At 57.9% G+C, this 21,670-nt stretch carries 19 protein-coding genes; 7 read left to right on the forward strand and 12 right to left on the reverse strand.

Features of this window, described 5'->3' with window-relative positions:
• Position 1: 1 nt before the first annotated feature.
• The 6 genes from mdtD (at position 2) to yegS (ending at position 7,186) form a co-directional block, all read left to right on the forward strand.
• Positions 2 to 1,417: an MFS transporter gene (gene mdtD, locus KCG39_RS09635; protein WP_123829103.1), complete on the forward strand. Its 1,416-nt coding sequence runs from the start codon at positions 2 to 4 to the stop codon at positions 1,415 to 1,417.
• Entirely contained in the window at positions 1,414 to 2,949 is a 1,536-nt protein-coding gene (gene baeS, locus KCG39_RS09640; protein WP_142467875.1) for an envelope stress sensor histidine kinase BaeS, read from the forward strand. Before mdtD ends, baeS begins: the two co-directional genes overlap by 4 nt.
• Positions 2,946 to 3,668, forward strand: a complete 723-nt coding sequence (gene baeR, locus KCG39_RS09645; RefSeq protein WP_004122643.1) for an envelope stress response regulator BaeR — start codon at positions 2,946 to 2,948, stop codon at positions 3,666 to 3,668. The genes baeS and baeR overlap by 4 nt, the downstream gene beginning before the upstream one ends.
• Positions 3,669 to 3,847: 179 nt before the next feature.
• Positions 3,848 to 4,567 carry a hypothetical protein gene (locus KCG39_RS09650; RefSeq protein ID WP_049114079.1) on the forward strand — a complete coding sequence of 240 codons (720 nt, stop codon included), beginning with the start codon at positions 3,848 to 3,850 and terminating at the stop codon, positions 4,565 to 4,567.
• A 119-nt stretch (positions 4,568 to 4,686) separates the two neighbouring features.
• Positions 4,687 to 6,048: a prephenate-dependent tRNA uridine(34) hydroxylase TrhP gene (gene trhP, locus KCG39_RS09655; RefSeq protein WP_004122648.1), complete on the forward strand. Its 1,362-nt coding sequence runs from the start codon at positions 4,687 to 4,689 to the stop codon at positions 6,046 to 6,048.
• A 244-nt stretch (positions 6,049 to 6,292) separates the two neighbouring features.
• Positions 6,293 to 7,186 carry a lipid kinase YegS gene (yegS, locus tag KCG39_RS09660; protein WP_142467876.1) on the forward strand — a complete coding sequence of 298 codons (894 nt, stop codon included), beginning with the start codon at positions 6,293 to 6,295 and terminating at the stop codon, positions 7,184 to 7,186.
• Here yegS and KCG39_RS09665 read toward each other — a convergent pair whose 3' ends face one another.
• The 12 genes from KCG39_RS09665 to dalD form a co-directional block, all read right to left on the reverse strand.
• The gene (locus KCG39_RS09665) at positions 7,187 to 7,657 is read right to left on the reverse strand and encodes a hypothetical protein (RefSeq protein ID WP_004122654.1); all 471 of its coding nucleotides are present in this window, start codon (positions 7,655 to 7,657) and stop codon (positions 7,187 to 7,189) included.
• A complete protein-coding gene (locus tag KCG39_RS09670; protein WP_004122656.1) occupies positions 7,644 to 8,450 on the reverse strand; it encodes a winged helix-turn-helix domain-containing protein in 807 nt (268 codons plus the stop codon). Before KCG39_RS09670 ends, KCG39_RS09665 begins: the two co-directional genes overlap by 14 nt.
• A 415-nt stretch (positions 8,451 to 8,865) precedes the next feature.
• Positions 8,866 to 9,639: an ABC transporter ATP-binding protein gene (locus tag KCG39_RS09675; protein WP_004122658.1), complete on the reverse strand. Its 774-nt coding sequence runs from the start codon at positions 9,637 to 9,639 to the stop codon at positions 8,866 to 8,868.
• A gap of 10 nt (positions 9,640 to 9,649) precedes the next feature.
• Positions 9,650 to 10,513: an ABC transporter ATP-binding protein gene (locus KCG39_RS09680; RefSeq protein ID WP_087829178.1), complete on the reverse strand. Its 864-nt coding sequence runs from the start codon at positions 10,511 to 10,513 to the stop codon at positions 9,650 to 9,652.
• Positions 10,485 to 11,390 (reverse strand): ABC transporter permease, encoded by a 906-nt coding sequence (locus tag KCG39_RS09685; RefSeq protein WP_004122667.1) that lies wholly within the window; start codon positions 11,388 to 11,390, stop codon positions 10,485 to 10,487. Before KCG39_RS09685 ends, KCG39_RS09680 begins: the two co-directional genes overlap by 29 nt.
• The gene (locus tag KCG39_RS09690) at positions 11,387 to 12,424 is read right to left on the reverse strand and encodes an ABC transporter permease (RefSeq protein WP_087829105.1); all 1,038 of its coding nucleotides are present in this window, start codon (positions 12,422 to 12,424) and stop codon (positions 11,387 to 11,389) included. Before KCG39_RS09690 ends, KCG39_RS09685 begins: the two co-directional genes overlap by 4 nt.
• Complete coding sequence (locus tag KCG39_RS09695; protein ID WP_087829106.1) at positions 12,421 to 14,043, reverse strand: ABC transporter substrate-binding protein; 1,623 nt, start codon at positions 14,041 to 14,043, stop codon at positions 12,421 to 12,423. The genes KCG39_RS09690 and KCG39_RS09695 overlap by 4 nt, the downstream gene beginning before the upstream one ends.
• Positions 14,044 to 14,162: 119 nt before the next feature.
• Positions 14,163 to 15,317: a mandelate racemase family protein gene (locus KCG39_RS09700; protein ID WP_142467877.1), complete on the reverse strand. Its 1,155-nt coding sequence runs from the start codon at positions 15,315 to 15,317 to the stop codon at positions 14,163 to 14,165.
• A 298-nt stretch (positions 15,318 to 15,615) separates the two neighbouring features.
• A complete protein-coding gene (locus KCG39_RS09705) occupies positions 15,616 to 16,278 on the reverse strand; it encodes an HAD family hydrolase (RefSeq protein WP_004122675.1) in 663 nt (220 codons plus the stop codon).
• Between the two features lie 48 nt (positions 16,279 to 16,326).
• Entirely contained in the window at positions 16,327 to 17,604 is a 1,278-nt protein-coding gene (dalT, locus tag KCG39_RS09710) for a D-arabinitol transporter (RefSeq protein ID WP_004122677.1), read from the reverse strand.
• Between the two features lie 68 nt (positions 17,605 to 17,672).
• Positions 17,673 to 19,136: a xylulokinase gene (gene xylB / locus KCG39_RS09715; RefSeq protein ID WP_004122679.1), complete on the reverse strand. Its 1,464-nt coding sequence runs from the start codon at positions 19,134 to 19,136 to the stop codon at positions 17,673 to 17,675.
• A gap of 9 nt (positions 19,137 to 19,145) precedes the next feature.
• Positions 19,146 to 20,513, reverse strand: a complete 1,368-nt coding sequence (gene dalD / locus KCG39_RS09720) for a D-arabinitol 4-dehydrogenase (protein ID WP_004122681.1) — start codon at positions 20,511 to 20,513, stop codon at positions 19,146 to 19,148.
• A 206-nt stretch (positions 20,514 to 20,719) separates the two neighbouring features.
• Between dalD and KCG39_RS09725 the strand changes: the two genes are divergently transcribed.
• Positions 20,720 to 21,661 (forward strand): sugar-binding transcriptional regulator, encoded by a 942-nt coding sequence (locus tag KCG39_RS09725; RefSeq protein ID WP_004122682.1) that lies wholly within the window; start codon positions 20,720 to 20,722, stop codon positions 21,659 to 21,661.
• The last annotated feature ends 9 nt before the right edge of the window (positions 21,662 to 21,670 follow it).

Here is a 21,670-nt window from a genome sequence, read left to right on the forward strand (position 1 = left end):
CATGACAGACCTCCCCTCCAGCGTGCGCTGGCAGCTATGGATAGTAGCCTTCGGCTTCTTTATGCAGGCGCTGGATACCACTATCGTTAACACCGCTCTCCCCTCAATGGCGAAAAGCCTCGGGGAGAGCCCGCTGCATATGCATATGGTTATCGTCTCCTATGTCCTGACGGTTGCGGTGATGCTGCCCGCCAGCGGTTGGCTGGCGGACCGCGTTGGGGTACGCAATATCTTTTTCTGCGCCATCGTGCTGTTTACCGCTGGCTCCCTGTTCTGCGCCCAGGCCGCCACCCTCGATGGGTTAATACTCGCCCGCGTGCTGCAGGGCGTCGGCGGCGCGATGATGGTTCCCGTGGGCCGCCTGACGGTGATGAAAATCGTCCCGCGCAGCCAATATATGGCGGCGATGACCTTCGTCACCCTACCCGGCCAGGTGGGCCCGCTGCTCGGCCCGGCTCTCGGCGGAATGCTGGTGGAGTACGCCTCGTGGCACTGGATCTTTCTGATCAACATTCCGGTCGGCATTGTCGGCGCCATCGCCACGTTGTGCCTGATGCCCAACTACACCCTGCAAACCCGCCGCTTCGATCTCTTCGGCTTTGTTTTGCTGGCCGCCGGTATGGCGACGCTGACCCTGGCGCTGGACGGCAGCAAAGGGCTCGGGATCTCACCCCTGTGGCTGGCGGGGCTGGTGGCGGTCGGCGTGGCGTCCATTCTCTACTATTTGTGGCACGCGCGCGGCAACCGCAATGCGCTGTTTAGCCTTAAGCTATTCAACAACCGCACCTTTTCGCTCGGCCTTGGCGGCAGCTTCGCCGGGCGTATCGGCAGCGGTATGCTGCCGTTTATGACCCCGGTGTTTTTACAGATCGGCCTCGGCTTCACGCCGTTCCACGCCGGTCTGATGATGATCCCGATGGTGCTCGGCAGCATGGGGATGAAGCGCATCGTAGTCCAGGTGGTCAACCGCTTCGGCTACCGTCGGGTGCTGGTGGCCTCGACTATCGGCCTCGCGCTGGTCAGTCTGCTGTTTATGGCCGTCGCCCTCGCGGGCTGGTACTGGCTGCTGCCGGTGGTGCTGTTTATGCAGGGGATGATCAACGCCAGCCGCTTTTCTTCTATGAATACGCTGACCCTGAAAGATCTGCCTGACGATCTGGCCAGCAGCGGCAACAGCCTGCTGTCGATGGTCATGCAACTGTCGATGAGTATCGGCGTGACCATCGCCGGCATGCTGCTGGGTCTCTACGGCCAACAGCATATCAGCGCCGATGCGGCGACCACGCACCAGGTTTTTCTCTATACCTACTTAAGCATGGCGGTGGTTATCGCGCTGCCCGCGCTGATTTTTGCCCGCGTACCGGACGATACCACGGTCAATACCGTGATTCGTCGCCGTAAAAGGAGTGAGTCTTGAAGTTCTGGCGTCCCGGCATTACCGGCAAGCTGTTTATCGCGATTCTTACCACCTGCATCGTGCTGTTGATCAGCATGCACTGGGCGGTGCGCATCAGCTTTGAACGCGGATTTATCGACTATATCAAGCGCGGCAATGAACAGCGGCTGACGATGCTCGGCGATGCCCTGAGCGAGCAGTATGCCCAGCACGGCAGCTGGACGTTCCTGCGCAACAACGACCGCTTTATTTTTCAGTTGCTGAGAACCTTTGAACGCGACAACGACGACCGCTCGCCGCCGGGCCGCGGTATGGGTCATGGACCGAGGGATGAGCCGCACGGTGGCACCGGCCCCGAAGAGATGCCGCCGGGTGCCGCTCCGGACCGGCCGCTCGACGGTCCACGCGGCGATCGTGGCGATCGCGGTCCCGGCCCCGATATGCCTCCCCACGGCTGGCGTACCATGTTCTGGGTGGTCGATCAAAAAGGGCGCGTACTGGTGGGTCCGCGCGAGCGCGTGCCGCAGGACGGGACCCGGCGCAGTATTATGGTCGACGGCGTTGAGGTTGGCGCGGTTATCGCCTCGCCGGTTGAACGCCTGACGCGCAACACCGATATCAACTTCGACCGCCAGCAGAAGCGCACCAGCTGGCTGATTGTCGCCCTCGCCACGTTGCTGGCGGCGTTGGCCACTTTCCCGCTGGCGCGCGGCCTGCTCGCGCCGGTCAAACGGCTGGTTGAGGGGACACACCGTCTGGCGGCCGGGGATTTCTCCACTCGCGTTGCCGCCACCAGCAGCGATGAGCTGGGGCGTCTGGCCAAAGATTTTAACCAGTTAGCCAGCACCCTTGAGCGCAACCAGCAGATGCGCCGGGACCTGATGGCCGATATCTCCCACGAGCTGCGCACGCCGCTGGCGGTGCTGCGCGGCGAGCTGGAGGCGATTCAGGATGGGATCAGGAAATTCACCCCGGATTCCATCGCCTCCCTGCAGGCGGAGGTCGCCACCCTCACCAAACTGGTCGATGATTTGCACCAGCTGTCGATGTCCGATGAAGGCGCCCTCTCCTACCAGAAAAGCGAGGTGGATATCATCAACCTGCTGGAGGTCGCCGCCGGCGCGTTTCGCGAACGCTTCGCCAGCCGCGGGCTGTCGATCGGCGTTTCGCTGCCGGAAAGCGCGACGGTTTTCGGCGACCGGGATCGCCTGATGCAGCTTTTTAATAACCTGCTGGAAAACAGCCTGCGCTATACCGATAGCGGCGGCGGCCTGCAGATTAGCGCCAGCCAGAGCGGCGATAGGCTGATTCTCGATTTCGCCGATAGCGCCCCCGGCGTCACCGATGAACAGCTGGAGCGGCTGGTTGAGCGTTTTTACCGTACTGAAGGGTCACGCAATCGTGCCAGCGGCGGCTCTGGTTTAGGGCTGGCGATTTGCCTTAACATCGTCGCGGCCCACGGCGGCACTTTGCGTGCCGGCCATTCGCCTTTGGGCGGGGTTAGCATTAAAGTAGAACTACCTCTGGAACGTCATTTATCGAGAGACGTATGACTGAATTACCTGTTGATGAAAACACGCCACGCATTCTTATCGTGGAAGATGAGCCCAAGCTGGGTCAGCTGCTGATCGATTATCTTCAGGCGGCGGGCTATGCGCCGACGCTGATTAATCACGGCGATCGGGTTCTCCCGTACGTTCGCCAGACGCCGCCGCATCTGATCCTGCTGGATCTGATGCTACCCGGCACCGACGGCCTGACCCTGTGTCGGGAAATCCGCCGTTTCTCTGAGGTTCCGGTGGTGATGGTGACCGCCAAAATCGAAGAGATCGACCGCCTGCTGGGGTTAGAGATCGGCGCCGATGATTATATCTGTAAGCCCTACAGCCCACGCGAGGTGGTGGCCAGGGTCAAGACCATTCTTCGCCGCTGCAAACCGCAGCGCGATCTGCAGGCGCTGGATGCGGAAAGCCCGCTGATTGTTGACGAGGGGCGCTTCCAGGCCTCCTGGCGCGATAAGCTGCTGGACCTCACCCCCGCCGAGTTCCGCCTGCTGAAAACCCTCTCCCAGGAGCCGGGTAAAGTCTTCTCGCGCGAACAGTTGCTGAATCATCTGTACGATGATTATCGGGTGGTCACCGACCGAACGATCGACAGCCATATCAAGAACCTGCGGCGTAAGCTGGAGTCGCTGGACGCCGATCAGTCGTTTATCCGCGCGGTGTACGGCGTTGGATACCGCTGGGAAGCCGACGCCTGCCGGCTGGCGTAATTGGCCATCTGCCCCATATTTTCCCCGGCTTGCGCTGCGCATAGCCGGGCTACAGACTCACTTCAGTCCGGCCTGGCGGCTAAGCCATAATCTGAGAATACCCTCGCTGATAAGAAATGGCCTGACAGTATGTTATATTGCGCATGGATATTTTCTTATACGTTGGATGGTATAAAAGAATGATAATAAAAGGAAAAATAGGACTTTCCTGTACTCTTCTTCTGCTCTGCGCCGTTGCCAGAGCAGAAATCACCGAGCAGCAGATCGAGGCCGACTGCGCAAAAATCCCGGTCTGGGCCAGCCAGGGCGAGCAGTACTATAAAGCCAAAAACTACTCTAAAGCGCGCAACGCTTTCGAGCAGCAGGCTGCGTGGAGCGAAAGCTGTGCCCTTGATGACAGCGCCATCGCCACGGCCTACAACAATGTGGCGCTGACCTGGATACGCGAAGGCCAATGGCGTAAAGCCCGCGCCTGGCTGATGATAAGGCCGAACGACAGCAAGTCAGTTTACAATCTGGGGCTTATCAAAGATAAGCTGGCCGCCATGCCGCAGCCTGTTTCAGCAGCGGGAGAGTACTGGCGCTATGCCGGGCGCGCCTCCTGGAACGTCCTTACCTTGAAGCCTTTACCACAATCATCACAGTATTACGTTGATTTTCAAGGCTATTATTTCGGTCTAATGGGAATGTATGCCGGCCCCAACATGGGGGAATTCTCTGAAACGGTTACGCTTAACAACAACCACGCCGTCGTAGCGCTTCGCGAAGGGGATGTTATTCACTGTAATATCTCACTGGCGTTTTCTTCGCAGGCTATCGACGCCAGTACCGATACCCCTGCGGACTGTGGTTTTGGTATGAACGTCAGGGCCGACGGGCGCTATCTGCGCGTTGATTAAACCGGACGGTTTACTCCCCTCTCCCGCAGCGCTACAATGCCCGCCCTTAATGTGGGGGCACTCCCCAACTCGCCGCACCGGGTGCGGCGAATCTGACCTGTCATCAGAACGAGAAAATCATGTTTAAACCGGAACTCCTTTCCCCGGCGGGAACGCTGAAAAATATGCGTTACGCTTTCGCTTATGGCGCAGACGCCGTCTATGCGGGCCAACCTCGCTACTCGCTGCGCGTGCGTAATAACGAATTCAATCACGAAAATCTGCAGCTCGGCATCAACGAAGCCCACGCGTTGGGTAAAAAGTTCTATGTGGTGGTCAATATCGCACCGCATAACGCCAAGCTGAAAACGTTTATTCGCGATCTGAAGCCGGTAGTGGAAATGGGGCCCGATGCGCTGATCATGTCCGATCCGGGGTTAATCATGCTGGTGCGCGAGAATTTTCCCGACATGGATATTCACCTCTCGGTACAGGCTAACGCCGTCAACTGGGCAACGGTCAAGTTCTGGCAGCAAATGGGGCTGACCCGCGTTATTCTCTCCCGCGAGCTGTCGCTGGATGAGATCGCCGAAATTCGTAGCCAGGTGCCGGAGATGGAAATCGAAATTTTCGTTCACGGCGCGCTGTGCATGGCCTACTCCGGCCGCTGCCTGCTCTCGGGCTATATCAACAAACGCGACCCAAACCAGGGGACCTGCACCAACGCCTGCCGCTGGGAGTATAACGTCCAGGAGGGCAAAGAAGACGACGTCGGCAATATCGTTCACAAGCACGAGCCGATCCCGGTGCAGAACGTCGAGCCGACGCTGGGCATCGGCGCGCCCACGGACCAGGTGTTTATGATTGAAGAAGCCAAGCGCCCGGGCGAGTACATGACCGCTTTCGAAGACGAACACGGCACCTACATCATGAACTCGAAAGATCTGCGCGCGATTGCCCACGTTGAGCGCCTGACCCAGATGGGCGTCCACTCGCTGAAAATCGAAGGCCGCACCAAATCACATTACTATTGCGCCCGTACCGCTCAGGTCTACCGCAAGGCCATTGACGACGCTGCCGCTGGCAAACCGTTCGACACCTCCCTGCTGGATACCCTGGAAAACCTCGCCCACCGTGGCTATACCGAAGGCTTTCTGCGCCGCCATACCCACGACGACTACCAGAACTACGAGCACGGCTACTCCGTATCCGAACGCCAGCAGTTTGTCGGCGAATTTACCGGCGAGCGCAAAGGCCAGCTGGCCGCGGTGGCGGTGAAAAACAAATTTTCCGTCGGCGACAGCCTTGAGCTGATGACCCCGCAGGGCAACGTCAACTTTACCCTTGAGCATATGGAAAACGGCAAAGGCGAAATCATGCCGGTCGCGCCGGGCGATGGCCACACGGTATGGCTGCCTGTTCCGGAAGATATGGCGCTGCAGTATGCGCTGCTAATGCGCAATTTTGCGGGCCAGACGACCAGAAACCCGCACGGTAACTAGTTAATCAGGGTTATTTTTTCACGATGTAAAGATATTAGAAACGGATCACATACCGTTTCGTTCAAAGCAGATATCATCCATTTCGCTGAAAAACATAACCCATAAATGCTAGCTGTACCAGGAACCACCTCCTTAGCCTGCGTAATCTCCCTTACGCGGGCTTATTTTTTATCTCCCCCCCCGTCCTTCCCTTTCTTCATGCGGTACACTTTATGCATTACTGAGCAACAAAGGTCCCCTGATAATGTCCACGTTTCCAGCCAGCTTACTGATTCTGAATGGCAAAGGCGCCAATGAACCGTCGCTACGAGAGGCGGTTAAACTGTTACGCGACGAAGGAATCGATATTCATGTCCGCGTGACCTGGGAAAAAGGCGATGCCGCTCGGTTTATCGATGAGGCCCTGAAGCTGAATGTCGAAACGGTGATTGCCGGCGGCGGCGATGGCACCATCAACGAGGTGGCGACGGCGCTAGTTGAGCGCGATGGCGATATGGCGCTGGGAATTTTACCGCTGGGCACGGCGAACGATTTCGCTACCAGCGTCGGTATCCCCCAGGATCTGGCCAGCGCCTTGAAGCTGGCCATCGTTGGCCGCGACGTGGCGATAGATATTGCGCGGGTTAATGATAAGACCGGTTTTATTAATATGGCCACCGGCGGCTTTGGTACCCGAATCACGACCGAAACCCCGGAGAAACTCAAGGCCGCGCTCGGCGGCGTCTCTTATTTAATCCACGGCCTGATGCGCATGGATACGCTTAAGCCGGACCGCTGCGAAATCCGCGGCGAGAACTTTCACTGGCACGGCGACGCGCTGGTCATCGGTATCGGCAACGGACGCCAGGCCGGAGGCGGCCAGCAGCTGTGCCCGGAAGCGTTAATTAACGACGGTCTGCTGCACCTGCGCATCTTCACCGGCGAAGAGCTGATCCCCACGCTGTTCAGCACCCTCGCCAATCCGGATAACTCACCGAATATTATCGACGGCGTCTCATCGTGGTTTGAGATAACCGCTCCCCACGAGATGACGTTTAACCTCGACGGCGAACCGCTAACCGGCAAAACCTTCCGGATGGAGCTCTTACCGGCCGCGCTGCGCTGCCGACTGCCGCCCGACTGCCCATTGTTACGCTAATCAAGCCTCGCAAAGTAAAGACGGCGCCCGGCTGGTATACAGCAGCCGGGTACGCTCGTTAAGCCGCTGGATGTTCAGGTAAAACGGCACCTGCGGCTGCAGGAAAAACGAGGGCAGGATGCGCTTTATGTGCTCCTCCTGCTCGGTCTCGCCGATGCTGGCCGAGACGGTTTCCGAACGCAGGAAGTAGTGCTGGCCGTCGCGGGTAAAGCTAAACCAGATGTTCTGATTAATGGTAAACGACTCGCCCTGCGGCGGCGTAATTTCCCCGCGAACAATCACCAGCCCGCGGCTGCTATCAAATACGTAGCGTAACGAAATATCGCCCTGGTAACCCGCGTTAAATAACCGCAGCTCCCCGCTACACTGAAAATGGTTGCGCTGCCAGTATTGCCACGATTTTATTGCCACCCCAGTTAATATGCCGATAAATACGATAGTGATTAACCAGTTAATTTCACGCCGGCGCATTGACTACCTCCTTAATGTAATATTTGGTGAGGCATTGATTATCACGCCATTGACTAAATTTTTGCTGACAGCTAATCACCGAAACGCGGGCTTCCCCAGGATAAAGCGTCAAATAAATCCACGAATATTTTTCGCAATCAAATTTGCTACGATTGATAAAAGTCGTATGCCGAACGTGATCTACCACATCGTCATTGGCAAAAAAATGACATTGTTGCGAAAATTTAGCATTAATGGGCACATAAGTTTGCAAATAAGAGTCGAATTCTGTGTGCCACGCAACAAAACCGCCCACCAGACAGCTCAGCAGTGCCGCAAGCCCCCACAGAAGAGAGCTTCGCGGCCTTAACCGCTTTTTTCCAGGCACACTCGCAGCAGCGACCTCCTTATGTACAGGCTCGTCAACATGCGAGCATTGTTCCTCCGCGACCGGCGTCTTTATCGCCTCATCCGGCTGAAATTCCGCCATCGTTAATGTCGCTTCGAGCCTGACCCCCACTCTCGGCACCGTTATAATAATATCTTCCTCGACGCCCAGTTCCTTAAATGCGCGGCGCAGCAGAGAAATATTCTGGTAGAAACCGTTGCTGGTCACCTGAGCACCATGCTTTATCCACACTTCCTCAAAGAAGGTTTCACGGGCTACGGTTTTGCCATCCTGCTGAATAAGCAGCAACAGGCAGCGGCTGGCCGGCATATTTAATGATACCGCTTTCGTCTCGTCAGCAATGAGTATTAAAACACTACGTTGCGGAGTAAATTCCACTATTCCATTAATCGTATATTTTTCCATCCTGTTCCCTGAGCGTGGTAATCATGTGGATAAGCGACATGGATACCGTATATTAAATACGATAATCCTCCATGACGGAGATGACAGTTTAAGATTTTTCGCAAGCGAGTTTACTCTATTACTCAACGGAACTGGAGGCACAATGCGCAGTTTTTCCTTGCTATTAACAAGGTTTAAGTGAATTTACAGAATGGATGATTTTTTACTTTAAACAGAAAATGGTCGTTTATGTCATTAAAAACCATAAATATAAATTATAGTTCCACATAATTTCATTTACACGAAAGATATTATCATTTTAGATCTAAACACCACTTTTACATTAATATACGATATTTATAACTATAAATACATATAGCTTCAATGTTTTATCTAAAAAATGGCGCATACCCCGGTAGAGAATGCGCCATGTTGTCTAGTACATAGACACCGCCCGCGCCATTTCGCGCGTATATTGCTGGCTTGCGTTAACCAGCATCTGCGTATAGGCCGTTTGCGCTTCGCCGTTGACCAGCGCGTCCACCGTCAAAGTTTCGAGGATCTTGCCATACTGCATCACCGCCACTTTCTGGCATAAGTGGGCAATAACCCCGAGATCGTGGGTGACCATCAGGTAAGTGAGCTTAGCCTCCTGCTGCAGCTCCGCCAGCAGGTTGAGGATCTCGGCCTGCACCGACACATCCAGCGCCGATGTCGGCTCATCCAACAGCAGCACCTGCGGCTCAAGGATCAGCGCTCTGGCAATTGCCACGCGCTGCCGCTGGCCGCCGGAGAGCTGGTGCGGATAGCGTTCGCGAAAGGCGCGATTGAGGCCCACTTTGTCCAGCAGCATATTCATCCGCCGGTCGCGATCGCGAATGCGATGAATCTGTAGCGGCTCCTCGAGGATGTCGCCAATGGTGTGACGGGGATGCAGCGAACCGTACGGATCCTGAAAAACCATCTGCACCTGTCGGCAGCGCTCGCGGTTAATCTCATGGCCTAAACGCTGACCATCGATTGCCAGCTCCCCCTGCCAGTGGGTAAACAGCCCGGCCAGACACTTCAGCACCGTGGTTTTACCGGAGCCGGACTCGCCCACCAGACCGTAAATCTCGCCGGGCCTGACGTGGAAATTAACGTCGTACAGCACCTGATTGCGCTTCTCCCCTTCGCCGAACGCGAGGTTGAGATGTTTCACTTCAATCATTATCCGCTCCTTATTCCGCTAACCAACTGGCCTGGCGCTGCAGGACCGGCAGAACCGGACGACGCTGCCGAATATCCGGCAGCGAGTTAATCAGCCCCTGCGTATAGGGATGGCGGGCGTTATCGAGATCGCCGGCGGCGATGGACTCCACCACCCGTCCGGCGTACATCACCAGCACGCGGTCGCAGAAGCTGCGCACCAGGTTGATATCGTGGCTGATAAAAATCAGCCCCAGCCCGCGCGACTGAACCAGGTCATCCAACAGGCCCAGCACCTGCAGGCGCACCGACACGTCCAGCGCGGAAGTGGGTTCATCGGCGATCACCAGCTCTGGGTCGGTAATCAGCATCATGGCAATCATGATGCGCTGCCCCTGTCCGCCGGATATTTCATGGGGATAAAGCTGATAAACGCGCTCCGGCTGGCGAATACGCACCACCTCCAGCATCTCCAGCGCCTTTGTTTTGGCCTCATCTTTACGCCCCGGATGATGGGTAAGCCAGGCCTCGGCGATTTGCTTACCCACGCAGACTACCGGATTGAGCGAATATTTCGGGTCCTGCATAATCATCGAGATACGTTTACCGCGTACGTCGCGCATCTGCGCTTCGCTGAGATGCCGCAGGTCGAGGTCGGCAAACTGCATCCGGGCGGCGGTGACGCGGGCTTTTTTCGGATGCAGCTGCAGCAGCGCGCGCCCAACGGTGGACTTACCCGAACCGGACTCGCCGACAATCGCCAGCTTTTCACGCCCCAGCTGGAAGGAGACGCCGCGCACGGCATGGGTCACCGCGCTGCCGTTAACAAAGTCGACGCACAGATCGCGTACGTCGAGCAGCGGAGCATTACTCGCTGCGAGGATCGAGGATGTCACGTAGGCCATCTCCTAAAAAGTTGAACGCTAAGCTGTTGATCAGAATCGCCAGCCCCGGAATCGTAACCACCCACCAGCACTCCATCATGTAAGTGCGCCCGCTGGAGATCATCGCCCCCCACTCCGGCTCCGGCGGCTGCGCGCCGAGACCGAGAAAGCCCAAACCGGCCGCGGTCAGAATGATCCCCGCCATATTCATGGTGATGCGGATAATCACCGACGGCAGACACAGCGGCACGATATGCCGCCAGAGGACGCGGGCCGATGACGCGCCCTGCAGACGTACGGCGGAGATAAAATCAGCCTGGCGCAGAGAGAGGGTTTCGGCGCGCGCCAGGCGAGCAATCGGCGGCCAGGCGGTAAGCGTGATGGCGATAACCACGTGCTCCAGTCCCGGGCCTAAGGCGGCGACGAACGCCAGCGCCAGAACCAGACTCGGAAAGGAGATGAAAATATCGGTGACGCGCATCAGCACCATATCGACTTTGCCGCCGAAATAGCCGGCGCTGACGCCGAGCAGCAGCCCGAGCGGACCGACGGTCACCGAGACCAGCAGCACGATGTAAAGGGTAATGCGCGAGCCGTACACCAGGCGGCTAAAGATATCCCGGCCAAACTCATCGGTGCCGAACCAGTGCTGCGCGTTCGGGGCGACCAGCGCGCTGTTGAGGTCCTGCACCAGCGGGTTGTAAGGCGCAATCAGCGGCGCGAAAATCGCCACCACCAGCAGCAGAAAGATAATTCCGCCGCCGATGGCCGTTAACGGATTGCGCGCCATTTTGCCAATAAACCCGGCCGCCCGCGACGCCGTGCGCCGCAGCCGCTGGCGGCCTTCGCCCGTGCCGCCGGAAAGCGGCGTATCCAGAGAAACGGTCATGATTTTGTCCTCGGGTCAAAGAATTGATACAGCATGTCGGAGAGCAGGTTGAGCATCACGAAGATCACCCCCACCAGCAGCACGCAGCCCATCACCGCGTTCATATCGCCCAGCAGCAGGCTGCCGGTGAGATAGGAGCCAAAGCCCGGCCAGGAGAAGACGGTTTCAATCAGTACCGCGCCTTCCAGCAGCGCGCCGTAGGCCAGCGCCACCACCGTCAGCAGCTGTACGAGGATATTGCGAAACGCATGGTTCCAGATGACCTGACGCTCGGTCAGCCCTTTCACCCGCGCGGTAATAATGAACTCCTGCGACAGCTGGGCCAGCATAAAGCTGCGGGTCATTCGGCTGATGTAGGCCAGCGAGTGAAAGCCGAGCAGCGAGGCGGGGAGTATCAGGTGGTTAATGGCGTTCCAGAACACCTGCCCGTTGCCCGCCAGCAGCGCATCGACGGTCATCAGACCGGTACGCCGTGGCACAATACCGTCCAGCCCGAGGTCTACCCGACCGGCGCCGCCCACCCAGCCAAGCCAGGCGTAGAACAGCAACAGCCCCATCATCCCCACCCAAAAGATCGGCGTTGAGTAGCCCGCCAGGCTGATAATGCGCACCACATAGTCGGATATACTGTTGCGTCGCGCCGCCGCCAGCACGCCGAGCGGGATGCCCAGCCCGGCGCCGACGATAATCGCCATCGTCGCCAGCTCCATGGTGGCCGGGAACACGCGAATAATATCGTCCACCACCGGTTTCCCGGTCAGCAGCGCGTTGCCCAGATCGCCGTGCAGCAGGTTGACGAAATAGATCCCAAACTGGGTGGTCAGCGATTTATCAAACCCCAGTTGCTGGTAAACCTGCTGATAGGTACTCTGATCAGCGTCCGGGCCGACAATCGCCAGCACCGGGTCGATGGGCATAACGCGGCCAATGGTGAAGGTCAGCAGCAGCAGGCCGAACAGGGTAATGACCACCTGCAGCAGCCGTTTTGATAAGCGCCGGCCGCGTGAGCCGGGCGCAAGGATTGCGGTGCTCATCCTTTCTCTCCTTCGCGGGTTTTATAGACGTCACGCAGAAAAGTGGTGGCGGAGGGGTGCGGCTGATAATCCCGCACCTCGTTGCGCACCACCACCGAATCGACCATCTGCGAAAGCGGAATTAACGCTGGGATCAGCTGGTCGTAGCGCGTCTGAATGGCCTGGTAATCGGCGACCTGCTTTTGCGCATCGCGTTCCAGCAGGGCATGGTCAATCATCGAATTGAGCTGCGGGTCGTAAAAGCCGGTGCGCCAGCCCTGGAAGTTGGTCAGGCGCGCCTCATCGCTGTTATCCGGGTTATAGACCAGCGCGCGCAGGCTGGAGTGCGGGTGCGGCTCCATTCCGCTGCCGCCGCGTCCTACCAACAGGTCAAATTTACGCTCGCGCATCGCGCCGTAGATCTGGTTACCGGTGCCGGTGATAATTTTGGCGTTAATCCCCGCCTGCATCAGCGTCGACTGCACGGCGATAGCAATGTTCAGGAACGGCTGATCCGAGAGGACCCGCAGCGTGGTGTCAAAGCCGTTGGGATAGCCCGCTTCCGCCAGCAGCTTTTTCGCCCGCGCCACGTCCAGCTTATAGCCCGGGTCGGGCAGCGTTGACGGCATGCCCGCCTTAATCGGCCGCTGGTGCAGCACCCCGTAGCCCGGCATCAGCGCTTTATTGATACCCTGGTAATCAATCAGATAGCGCACCGCTTCGCGCACTTTCGGGTTAGCGAAGTGCGCCTCTTTCATGCTCATCGCCACGTAGTACATTGTGCCGCGCTGCACCGCGTCGACGGTCAGCTGGGGGTCGCCGCGCAGGGCGTTGATGTCGGAAACCGCCATATTGTTGGCAATATCGAGGTCGCCTTTTTCGATCATCAGGCGCAGGGTTTGCGACTCCTGGAAATGGCGCAGCACCACGCGGCTCATTTTCGCCTCGCCGCGCCAGTAGTCAGGATTGCGTTTCATGCGCAGCACATCTTTAGCCTGCCAGGTTTCCAGCGTGAACGGCCCGGAGCCGGCTTCATGGGTGGTCAGCCAGCGGTTACCCCAGTCGTTATCCTGCTGGTGGCTTTGCACCGTTTTGCTGTCGAGCACTCCGAGGTTGCCCAGCGCCGCCAGCGAGTAGATCACCAGCTGCGGGTCGTTATCTTTCGGTAACACGATTTGTACCGTCACGTCGTCCGGGGCGCTCACCTGGTTATCAATATTTTTCTTACTGAAGCCGTAGGATTTCCACACCGAGGCCTGGGCGAGGTTGAGATGCAAAATACGCCGCATCGACCACACCACGTCAGCGGCGGTCAGCGGGTTGCCGGAATGAAACTTCACGTCGTCGCGCAAATGAAAGGTCAGCGTTTTGCCATCCGGGCTGATGTCCCAGGATTTCGCCAGCGCGGGCCTGACGTTGGTGAGCTGCTCAGGATCAAGCTCCACCAGCGAGTCGTAGAGGTTAACCACGATCCCCACCACTTCGTTCCCGGTCATCGCCGCCGGGTCAAGGGTGAGCAGGTTATTCATATTCATGCCGATGATGAGCTGATCCGGCGGCGTTTTCGCCAACGCCGCCCCGCTCCCCATCGACACGGCGAGCGCGAGTAAGCACGCTGCCAGTCGGGAGGTTTTTTTCATATCTCTGTTTGCCTGTACTGTAGGGTACATGTTGCCGGATGACGGCATTTTCGCCTTATCCGGTCTACCGGGCCGCAGACCCGATAAGCGCAGCGCCATCGGGCATTTATTTTTTTGAATCAGTCGTGGCTAACGGTGTTGGCTTCGATATACGCAAAATTAATGTCTTCGCCGAGACCCGGACGCTGTGACAAATGCACAAAACCCTGGTCATCCATGGGGTCGACAATACTGTTGAGATAGGCCGCCGGCTCATCGTAGTCGAGGAATGGATGCAGCAGGCCGCGCTCGTACCAGCGGCAATTGCGGATCGCGCCGACTACCGCCAGGCTTGCCGCGCCGTTGCCGTGGACTTCGCAATCCATACCGAAGGATTCCGCCAGCGCCGCCACCTTCATGGTGGGGGTAATACCGCCCACGCCGTTGGCCCCGGCGCGCAGGATGTCGCAGGCTCCGGCTTTCACCCACTCGGCGCGCATATGATGCTTGCCGCCGAAGCTCTCCGGTCCGACGATGGGAATTGACAGGTTTTCCGCCAGCCAGGCGTAGGAGGACATCGAATCCTCCTCCATCGGCTCTTCAAACCAGGCGAAGTTGAGTTTTTCCAGTTCTTTGCCAATCCACAGCGCCTCGGCGCGGCTGTACCAGTGATAGCCGTCAATCATCAGGTCGATATCCGGCCCTACCGCTTCGCGCACCGCCGCGCAGGCTTTAATGTCCATCTTCGGATTGGGCGCAAAAGCGATCGGCGGCATCCAGGTGTGCAGCTTGATGGCCTTGTAGCCGCGGGCGACCAGCTTTTCGGCAAAAGCAGCATACTCTTCTGGGGTCGACAGACCGCCAGGCAGATCGTCGCCGCACATGGTGCTGCCGTAGGCGGGAACGGTATCGCGATAGCCGCCGAGCAGCTTATACACTGGCATATTGAGCTTGCGACCAATCAGGTCCCACAGCGCCTGTTCCACAAACGACAGCGCGCGCTCGGTCAACTGATGGGCGCTGCCGCGCTGCCAGTGGTTAAGATCCTGCCAGATACGCTCGCGGTTAAACGGGTCCTGCCCCACCATCACCTTGCGAAAAAAGGTGTTCACCACGAACGGGCGTACCACTTCCGGTGGCGCAAACGAAAAACCCCGGGTGCCATCATCGGCGGTAATGGTCAGCATCGCCATTTTCGCCATGCTTTCCGCTCCAGGATGGGAGTGTCCGGCACTGTCAGAAACCCGACGCGTGGGATACTGGAAAACGGTGACATTTACAGATTCAATTTTCATGCTCGGTCCTTATCACGGCCAAATCCGATCTATAGAGTTAAATCGGTAAAGTGGTTTCACATTATTGAAAATACGTTTCAATATCTAATCTAAGCACAATTACGTAGCAGTGCCTCGGACAAACACCGCTAAGCAAGGCAATAAATTTGGGCATTGGCACAACAGGACGTGACTGTTTTCACAAAAGATGGGCGATATGTGAGAAGGATCGGCATAATGAAAAAGGGGGCGTGAGCGCAGAAAAGAGAGTGACCGACCGGGTACATCCCGAGATGTTCTGCGCCCACGAAAGAGTCAGTTATTCGACCGCTTCCGCCGCTGCGTTGAGGTTTTCCAGCAGCTCAGGTAAAGCCTGATAGCGGCCAGCGGCGGCCTGGAAGCGCGCATGCTGGCTATCTTCGGCAATAATCACCGTGGCGATACCTGCGGCCTGGGCCGCGCTAAAGCCGTTGAAACTATCTTCAATCACCAGGCACCGGCTGGCGTCGAGATTGAGCTTACGCAACGTCGTCAGATACACCGCCGGATGCGGCTTGCCCTGCGCTTCATCATCCGCGCTGGAGATAACGTCAAAATAGTGCCAGAGCGAGAGCTTGTTCAGCACCGCGGAGATAACCTGACGGGATGAAGAAGTAGCGAGCGCAATCTTATAGCCCGCGTGGCGAAAATAGCGTAACGCCTCGCGCACCCCGCGCATCGGCTCGCCTTCGGCGGCGATCAGGCCGGTGATACGCTGCAGTATGGCGTCTTCAAGCCGCTGCGGGGCGAGGTCAAGCTGACAATACTGACACCAGGTACGGGCAATGTCGTCAAGGCGTTTACCTTTGGTCAGCCTTTCGCACTCCTCATCGCTCGCCGTTGCCCCCCAGCGGGCGAGGGCTTCGATCTGCGCCCGCCGCCACAGGGATTCGGAATCAATAATGACGCCATCCATGTCAAAAATTACTGCCTGAATACTCATCATCCACCTCGTTAAGGCTGGCATGCCGGGCATGCCAGCCGCATTATCTTAAGAGAACTCCACCTGCTCGCCGGCCGGCGCTTCCTTGCGGGTAAAACCCGGCTGCTCGACGTGAATAAACGCGCAGAGGAAAAAGGCCGCCACGTACAGCGCGGTATAGGCGATCACCACCCCGATGGTGCTGAAGAACGGCAGCAAAATCACCGCAATGGCCGGTGCGAGAAAGTTCGACATCCCCGCCGACAGGTTGTAAACCGAAATAGCCGCCCCTTTGTGCTGTGGCTCCAGCGCCGGGAAGACCGCTGCCAGCGGTACGAAGGCGGCGACAAAGATCCCCAGGGCAATGGCCGGAATCATCGCCATCGCGAAATTATGTCCGAAGTGCTGCGGAATGTAGTAAAACGCCAGGCTGGAGAGCGCCATGCCGATGCAGCCAAACCAGCGCACCACCTTCATCCAGCCCAGTTTTTCCCCCAGAATGCCCCACAGCACGTTAGAGAAAATGGTGGTGAAGAAGAACACCGCCCACACCTGCAGCCACTCGGAGGTGGTAAAGCCCAGCTCATCGACAAACATCATCGGCATAATTACCGCAAAGCCAAACAGCGAGAGGGTATTGATAATCCGCACCATGCTCGACAGCAGAATATTGCGGTTGGTATAGAGCAACGTCGCCGCCCGCCCCAACTCGGAAAACTTCTCGCGAGTGGTCAGGTTCTGCATATGGCGCGGCGTTTGAATATGGCGCAGGGAAGCCAGCGCGATGATGCCGCCGGTGACGCAAAAAGCCAGCGCCAGCCATAGCGTCCCCAGCTCGCCGATATGCGGAATGGTAAAGCTCGGAATATAGCTGCCGAAAACGCCGATACCGATCGAGTAAACCGCCCAGAACCAGCCGATCGCCGAGCTAGCGTTATCGCTTTTCACGTTGTGGATAATGGCAACGATAAACGAGTAGAGGAACAGCGGATACGCGAAGCCGCGGATACCGTAGAAAACGAGGATCAGCGCATAGTTCGCGTGGCCGAGGCCGAAGACGAGAAACAGTACGTGGAACACGCACCACAGCACGAAGCCAATCATCATGGTTTTCAGCGGGGTAATGATTTCCGCCACCACGCCGGAGATCCACGCCGACAGCGCGGCGGCCAGGCCGTAGAGGGTAAAAGCAAATGAAGCCTGCGCCGGGGAGAAACCGAGCTCTTTGATGTAATGCGAGAGAAATGCCAGTTCAAAACCGTCGCCGGTCATGAATACGGCAATGGCGATGTATCCCCAGAGCAGGTTCAGGGGTAAGCCGAGCCACTGTTTATTATTGATAGACATAATGACCTCGTTTTAGGGTACAGGAGGCCGTTCCGGTAAGTTCACCGGAACGGTTATCGTGATAAAAATTAGTGCTTCCGGTAGTTCAGATCGTTTAAATACAAGGAGTTAAACTGTGCGTAGCGCTGCATCAGGGTCTGATGGCGTGCCGGGTCAGCGCGCCAGGTCTGCCAGACCTCCGGTTTTTCACACACCGCGGCAAGCGGTTTGCCCGCCGCCAGGCAGGCCAGCCGCGCCGCGCCCAGCGCCCCGCCGGTCTCTCCGCCTTTGTGGGTCACCACCGGCATATCGAGAATATCGGCCAACAGCTGCGCCCAGAACGGGCTGCGGGCGCCGCCGCCAACCAGCGAACATTGTTCGATCCGCGTCCCGCTCTCTTTCAGCACCCGCAGGCCGTCATTGATGCCAAAGCTCACCCCTTCCAGCACCGCGTAGCCGAGCTGGGCGCGCAGGCTGGAGTGGGTCATGCCCCAGAACATGCCGCGCGCGTCAGGATCGTTGTGCGGGGTACGTTCGCCGGAGAGATAGGGTAAGAAGAACGGCGCATGGGCCTTCTCCTCCTCGCTAAGTTGGGCAATCTCCTCCAGCAGCGCTACCTCCGTAGTGCCGGTCAGGCGGCAGAACCACTGCAAACAGCTGGCGGCGCTGAGCATGACGCTCATCTGATGCCACAGATTCGGCAGAACGTGACAAAAGGCGTGTACCGCCGACTGCGGCGCTGGACGATAGGCGTCGGTCACCACAAACAGCACCCCGGAGGTGCCGAGCGAAATAAACGCGTCTCCCGGCGAGACCGCGCCGACGCCGATGGCGCTGACCGCGTTATCGCCGCCGCCGCCGGCAACCGCTACCGAGGGGTTCAGCCCCCAGCGCTCGGCCACCTGCGGGTCAAGCGTGGCGGACACCTCGCAGCCTTCGACCAGTGTCGGCATCTGGCTGCGCGCCAGGCCGCACTTATCCAACAGAGAGTCGGACCAGTCGCGCTTCGCCACGTCCAGCCACAGCGTCCCGGCGGCGTCCGACATATCGGAGACTTTCTTACCGGTCATCCGATAGCGCAGATAATCCTTCGGCAGTAGCACCGTGGCGGTGCGCTGAAAGTAGTGCGGCTCGTGGCGGCGAACCCACAGCAGCTTCGGTGCAGTAAAGCCCGGCATCGCCAGGTTTCCCGCCACCTGATGCAGCTCCGGCGCCATCTCTTCCAGCTCCGCGCACTCTGCGGCGCAGCGGGTGTCGTTCCACAGAATGGCCGGGCGAATCACCTCCCCCTCGTCATCCAGCAGGACCGCGCCGTGCATCTGCCCGGAAAGGCCGATGGCTTTAATGGCCGGCCAGTGCTGGGCGCATTTTTCCCGCAGCGTGGCCATCAAATACTCCGTCGCCTCCCACCATGACTGCGGCGATTGTTCTGACCAGTGCGGATGGGGACGCTGAATACTCAGCGGCGCGCTATGGCTGGCGATAACCTCATTGTTCTCATCAATGACCAGCGCTTTGACTTCCGATGTGCCGAGATCGATACCCAGATACATAGCCACCTCTTAGTTAATCAGCGTATAAACTGCGGCGATCTTCTCGCGCATCAGCGCCAGGAAATCGACATTGTCGGCAAGCGTGCCAAACAGCGCTGTATTACGGGCGTACAGGGCCACCGGATCCTGAGCTTCAAACATTTCATGTACCGCCTGAGCGTCGAGGATGCCGTCCTGGTACTGATACGGCAGGGTTCCTTTATGCCACTGTTCCATAAAGACGAAGAACAGCGCGGGCAGCATGGCGGTCGCTTCCGGGCGGACGCCGCGCTGGTAGCACTCCTGCAGGGTTGGCGCGATCATCGCCGGAATTTTCGAGAAGCCATCGGCGGCGACGCGCTGGTTGGTGTCCTGGATATACGGGTTGGTAAAGCGCTTGAGCACCACGTCACGATAGGTCGGCAGGTCAATGCCGTTATCGCCGAGGCACGGAATCACATCCTCGGTGACGTAGCGGTCGGCAATGGCGTAGATGAAGTCGGTCAGCGTACTTTCATGAATATACTGCTGGCCGATTAACGTCCCCGCCCACGCGATGCAGCTATGCGAAGCGTTCAGTATGCGGATTTTCGCCTCTTCATAAGGGATCACCGATGCAACCATCTCCACGCCGACCGCTTCCAGGTTCGGGCGTTCATCGCGGAAGTTGTTTTCCACTACCCACTGGATAAAGGTCTCGCCCATCACCGGCGCTTTATCGTCAATACCGGTTTGCGCTTTGATGCGCGCGGGCAGGTCAGCCGCCGGACGCGGTGTAATGCGGTCGACCATGGTATTCGGACAGGTGGTGTTGACGGCCATCCAGTCAATCACCGCCTGCTTGCCGGTTAGCTGCAGGAACTCAACCATGCCGTCGTGAAAGCGTTCGCCGTTATGGCGCACGTTATCGCAGTTCAGCAGGGTCAGCGGCCCGGCGTTGTCGGCCATGCGCTTTTCCAGAATCCGCGCAAGGGTGCCGTAAATGGTTTTGCACTCCCCTGCCAGATCCGCCTGCAAATCGGGGTTGCTGGTTTCCAGCTGATGGCGGGTATTCAGGTAGTAGCCCCCTTCCGTCACGGTAAAGGCGATAACTTTGGTCTGCGGGTTTGCCCCTTCGTTAATCAGCGGCTGCAGCCCGGCCTGCCACGGCAGCAATTTTTGAATGGAGGTGATTTCTTCATATTCGCGCTCCCCTTCCGGGCTGACGGTTTCCAGCACGTAGCGTCCACCCTGCGCCGCCAGCGCCTGGACCACCTGCTCGGCGTCGTTGCGAATATTCCCCGCCGCGATATGCCAGCGCTTATCTCCGGAAGCGATCAAACGATGCAGATACCACGCCTGGTGAGCGCGATGAAAAGAACCCAGACCAATGTGAAGCCATGTGAATTTATTGTTCATGTTCTGATCTCCTTGAGTTGATGGGCTCACTGTAATTGATCATTTGACCAAAATAAGAGCCATGGATCACAAAAGAACAATTACCCAAACAAATTACAAATGACCAAAAAAGAGCAAAAGCTTGCCAGTTATCCTGACCACGGCCAGAATGCGGGTATTCGCCGGGTGAAATTATCGCCGCGGCCAGCAACTTAGGGCGGGAAACCATGAGCAAAGAAGACGATATCCGGCTGGATCAGAAGGTCCGCGCCGCATGGATGTACTACATCGCCGGGCAGAATCAGAGCGAGATCGCCAGCCAGCTTGGCACCTCGAGGCCGGTGGTGCAGCGGCTGATCGCCGCCGCGAAAGAAGAAGGGATCGTGTCGATTAGCCTGCACCATCCGGTGGCTAACTGCCTCGATTACGCACAATTGCTGCAGGAGAAGTACCGGCTCATCGAGTGCAATGTCGTGCCCGCCTTTAACGAAGAAAGCACCCTCGATAGCGTGTCGTTCGGCTGCTATCAGCTGATGGCCCGCTATCTGCAGGATGATAAAGAGAAAATCATCGGTCTGGGTTCCGGCCTGACCCTAAAAAAAGCGCTGCAGCGCATCGATTTCGATAGCCAGAATACCCGCTGCGTGGCGCTAATCAGCGCCATGGACGCCGACGGACAGTGCAACTATTACGATGACGTCCCGCTGCTGCTGACCAGCAAAATTAAGGCCAAATACTATCAGTGGCCCGCGCCGCGCTACGCGCAAACTCAGGAGGAGTACGACATGTGGTGCACCAGCCGGCTGTTCCGCAGCGTTTCCGCCGTCGCCCGCCAGGCGGACGTTATTTTTGTCGGCATTGGGCCATTAGGTACCCAAAGCCCCATCTTCAAAGACGGCTTTATCAATCAGGCGCAGATGGATGAGCTGACCGCCCGCGGCGGCATCGGCGAGATTATGGGGCGCTTTATTGATGCCGAAGGCGGCGTGGTTGACAGCGAAATCAACAGAATGATTACCAGCTATGACATTCGCCAGAACCAGTGCCCGCGCATCGCGGTGGCGTGCGGCGAGTACAAACGTCCGGCGATTCTGGCGGCGCTTAAAGGCGGCTGGATCAATGGCCTGGTGACCGATGAACATACCGCCCGCTGGCTGCTGACGCGCTAACGTCAACCG

This window comes from Klebsiella pasteurii, assembly GCF_018139045.1.
Lineage (GTDB): Bacteria > Pseudomonadota > Gammaproteobacteria > Enterobacterales > Enterobacteriaceae > Klebsiella > Klebsiella grimontii.

What these genes read in the sequence shown, in the direction of transcription:
- mdtD (WP_123829103.1), top strand. Translation starts at nt 2, where the DNA reads ATGACAGACCTCCCCTCCAGCGTGCGCTGGCAGCTATGGATAGTAGCC.
- baeR (WP_004122643.1), top strand. Translation starts at nt 2,946, where the DNA reads ATGACTGAATTACCTGTTGATGAAAACACGCCACGCATTCTTATCGTG.
- KCG39_RS09650 (WP_049114079.1), top strand. Translation starts at nt 3,848, where the DNA reads ATGATAATAAAAGGAAAAATAGGACTTTCCTGTACTCTTCTTCTGCTC.
- trhP (WP_004122648.1), top strand. Translation starts at nt 4,687, where the DNA reads ATGTTTAAACCGGAACTCCTTTCCCCGGCGGGAACGCTGAAAAATATG.
- yegS (WP_142467876.1), top strand. Translation starts at nt 6,293, where the DNA reads ATGTCCACGTTTCCAGCCAGCTTACTGATTCTGAATGGCAAAGGCGCC.
- KCG39_RS09665 (WP_004122654.1), bottom strand. Translation starts at nt 7,657, where the DNA reads ATGCGCCGGCGTGAAATTAACTGGTTAATCACTATCGTATTTATCGGC.
- KCG39_RS09670 (WP_004122656.1), bottom strand. Translation starts at nt 8,450, where the DNA reads ATGGAAAAATATACGATTAATGGAATAGTGGAATTTACTCCGCAACGT.
- KCG39_RS09675 (WP_004122658.1), bottom strand. Translation starts at nt 9,639, where the DNA reads ATGATTGAAGTGAAACATCTCAACCTCGCGTTCGGCGAAGGGGAGAAG.
- KCG39_RS09685 (WP_004122667.1), bottom strand. Translation starts at nt 11,390, where the DNA reads ATGACCGTTTCTCTGGATACGCCGCTTTCCGGCGGCACGGGCGAAGGC.
- KCG39_RS09690 (WP_087829105.1), bottom strand. Translation starts at nt 12,424, where the DNA reads ATGAGCACCGCAATCCTTGCGCCCGGCTCACGCGGCCGGCGCTTATCA.
- KCG39_RS09695 (WP_087829106.1), bottom strand. Translation starts at nt 14,043, where the DNA reads ATGAAAAAAACCTCCCGACTGGCAGCGTGCTTACTCGCGCTCGCCGTG.
- KCG39_RS09700 (WP_142467877.1), bottom strand. Translation starts at nt 15,317, where the DNA reads ATGAAAATTGAATCTGTAAATGTCACCGTTTTCCAGTATCCCACGCGT.
- KCG39_RS09705 (WP_004122675.1), bottom strand. Translation starts at nt 16,278, where the DNA reads ATGAGTATTCAGGCAGTAATTTTTGACATGGATGGCGTCATTATTGAT.
- dalT (WP_004122677.1), bottom strand. Translation starts at nt 17,604, where the DNA reads ATGTCTATCAATAATAAACAGTGGCTCGGCTTACCCCTGAACCTGCTC.
- xylB (WP_004122679.1), bottom strand. Translation starts at nt 19,136, where the DNA reads ATGTATCTGGGTATCGATCTCGGCACATCGGAAGTCAAAGCGCTGGTC.
- dalD (WP_004122681.1), bottom strand. Translation starts at nt 20,513, where the DNA reads ATGAACAATAAATTCACATGGCTTCACATTGGTCTGGGTTCTTTTCAT.
- KCG39_RS09725 (WP_004122682.1), top strand. Translation starts at nt 20,720, where the DNA reads ATGAGCAAAGAAGACGATATCCGGCTGGATCAGAAGGTCCGCGCCGCA.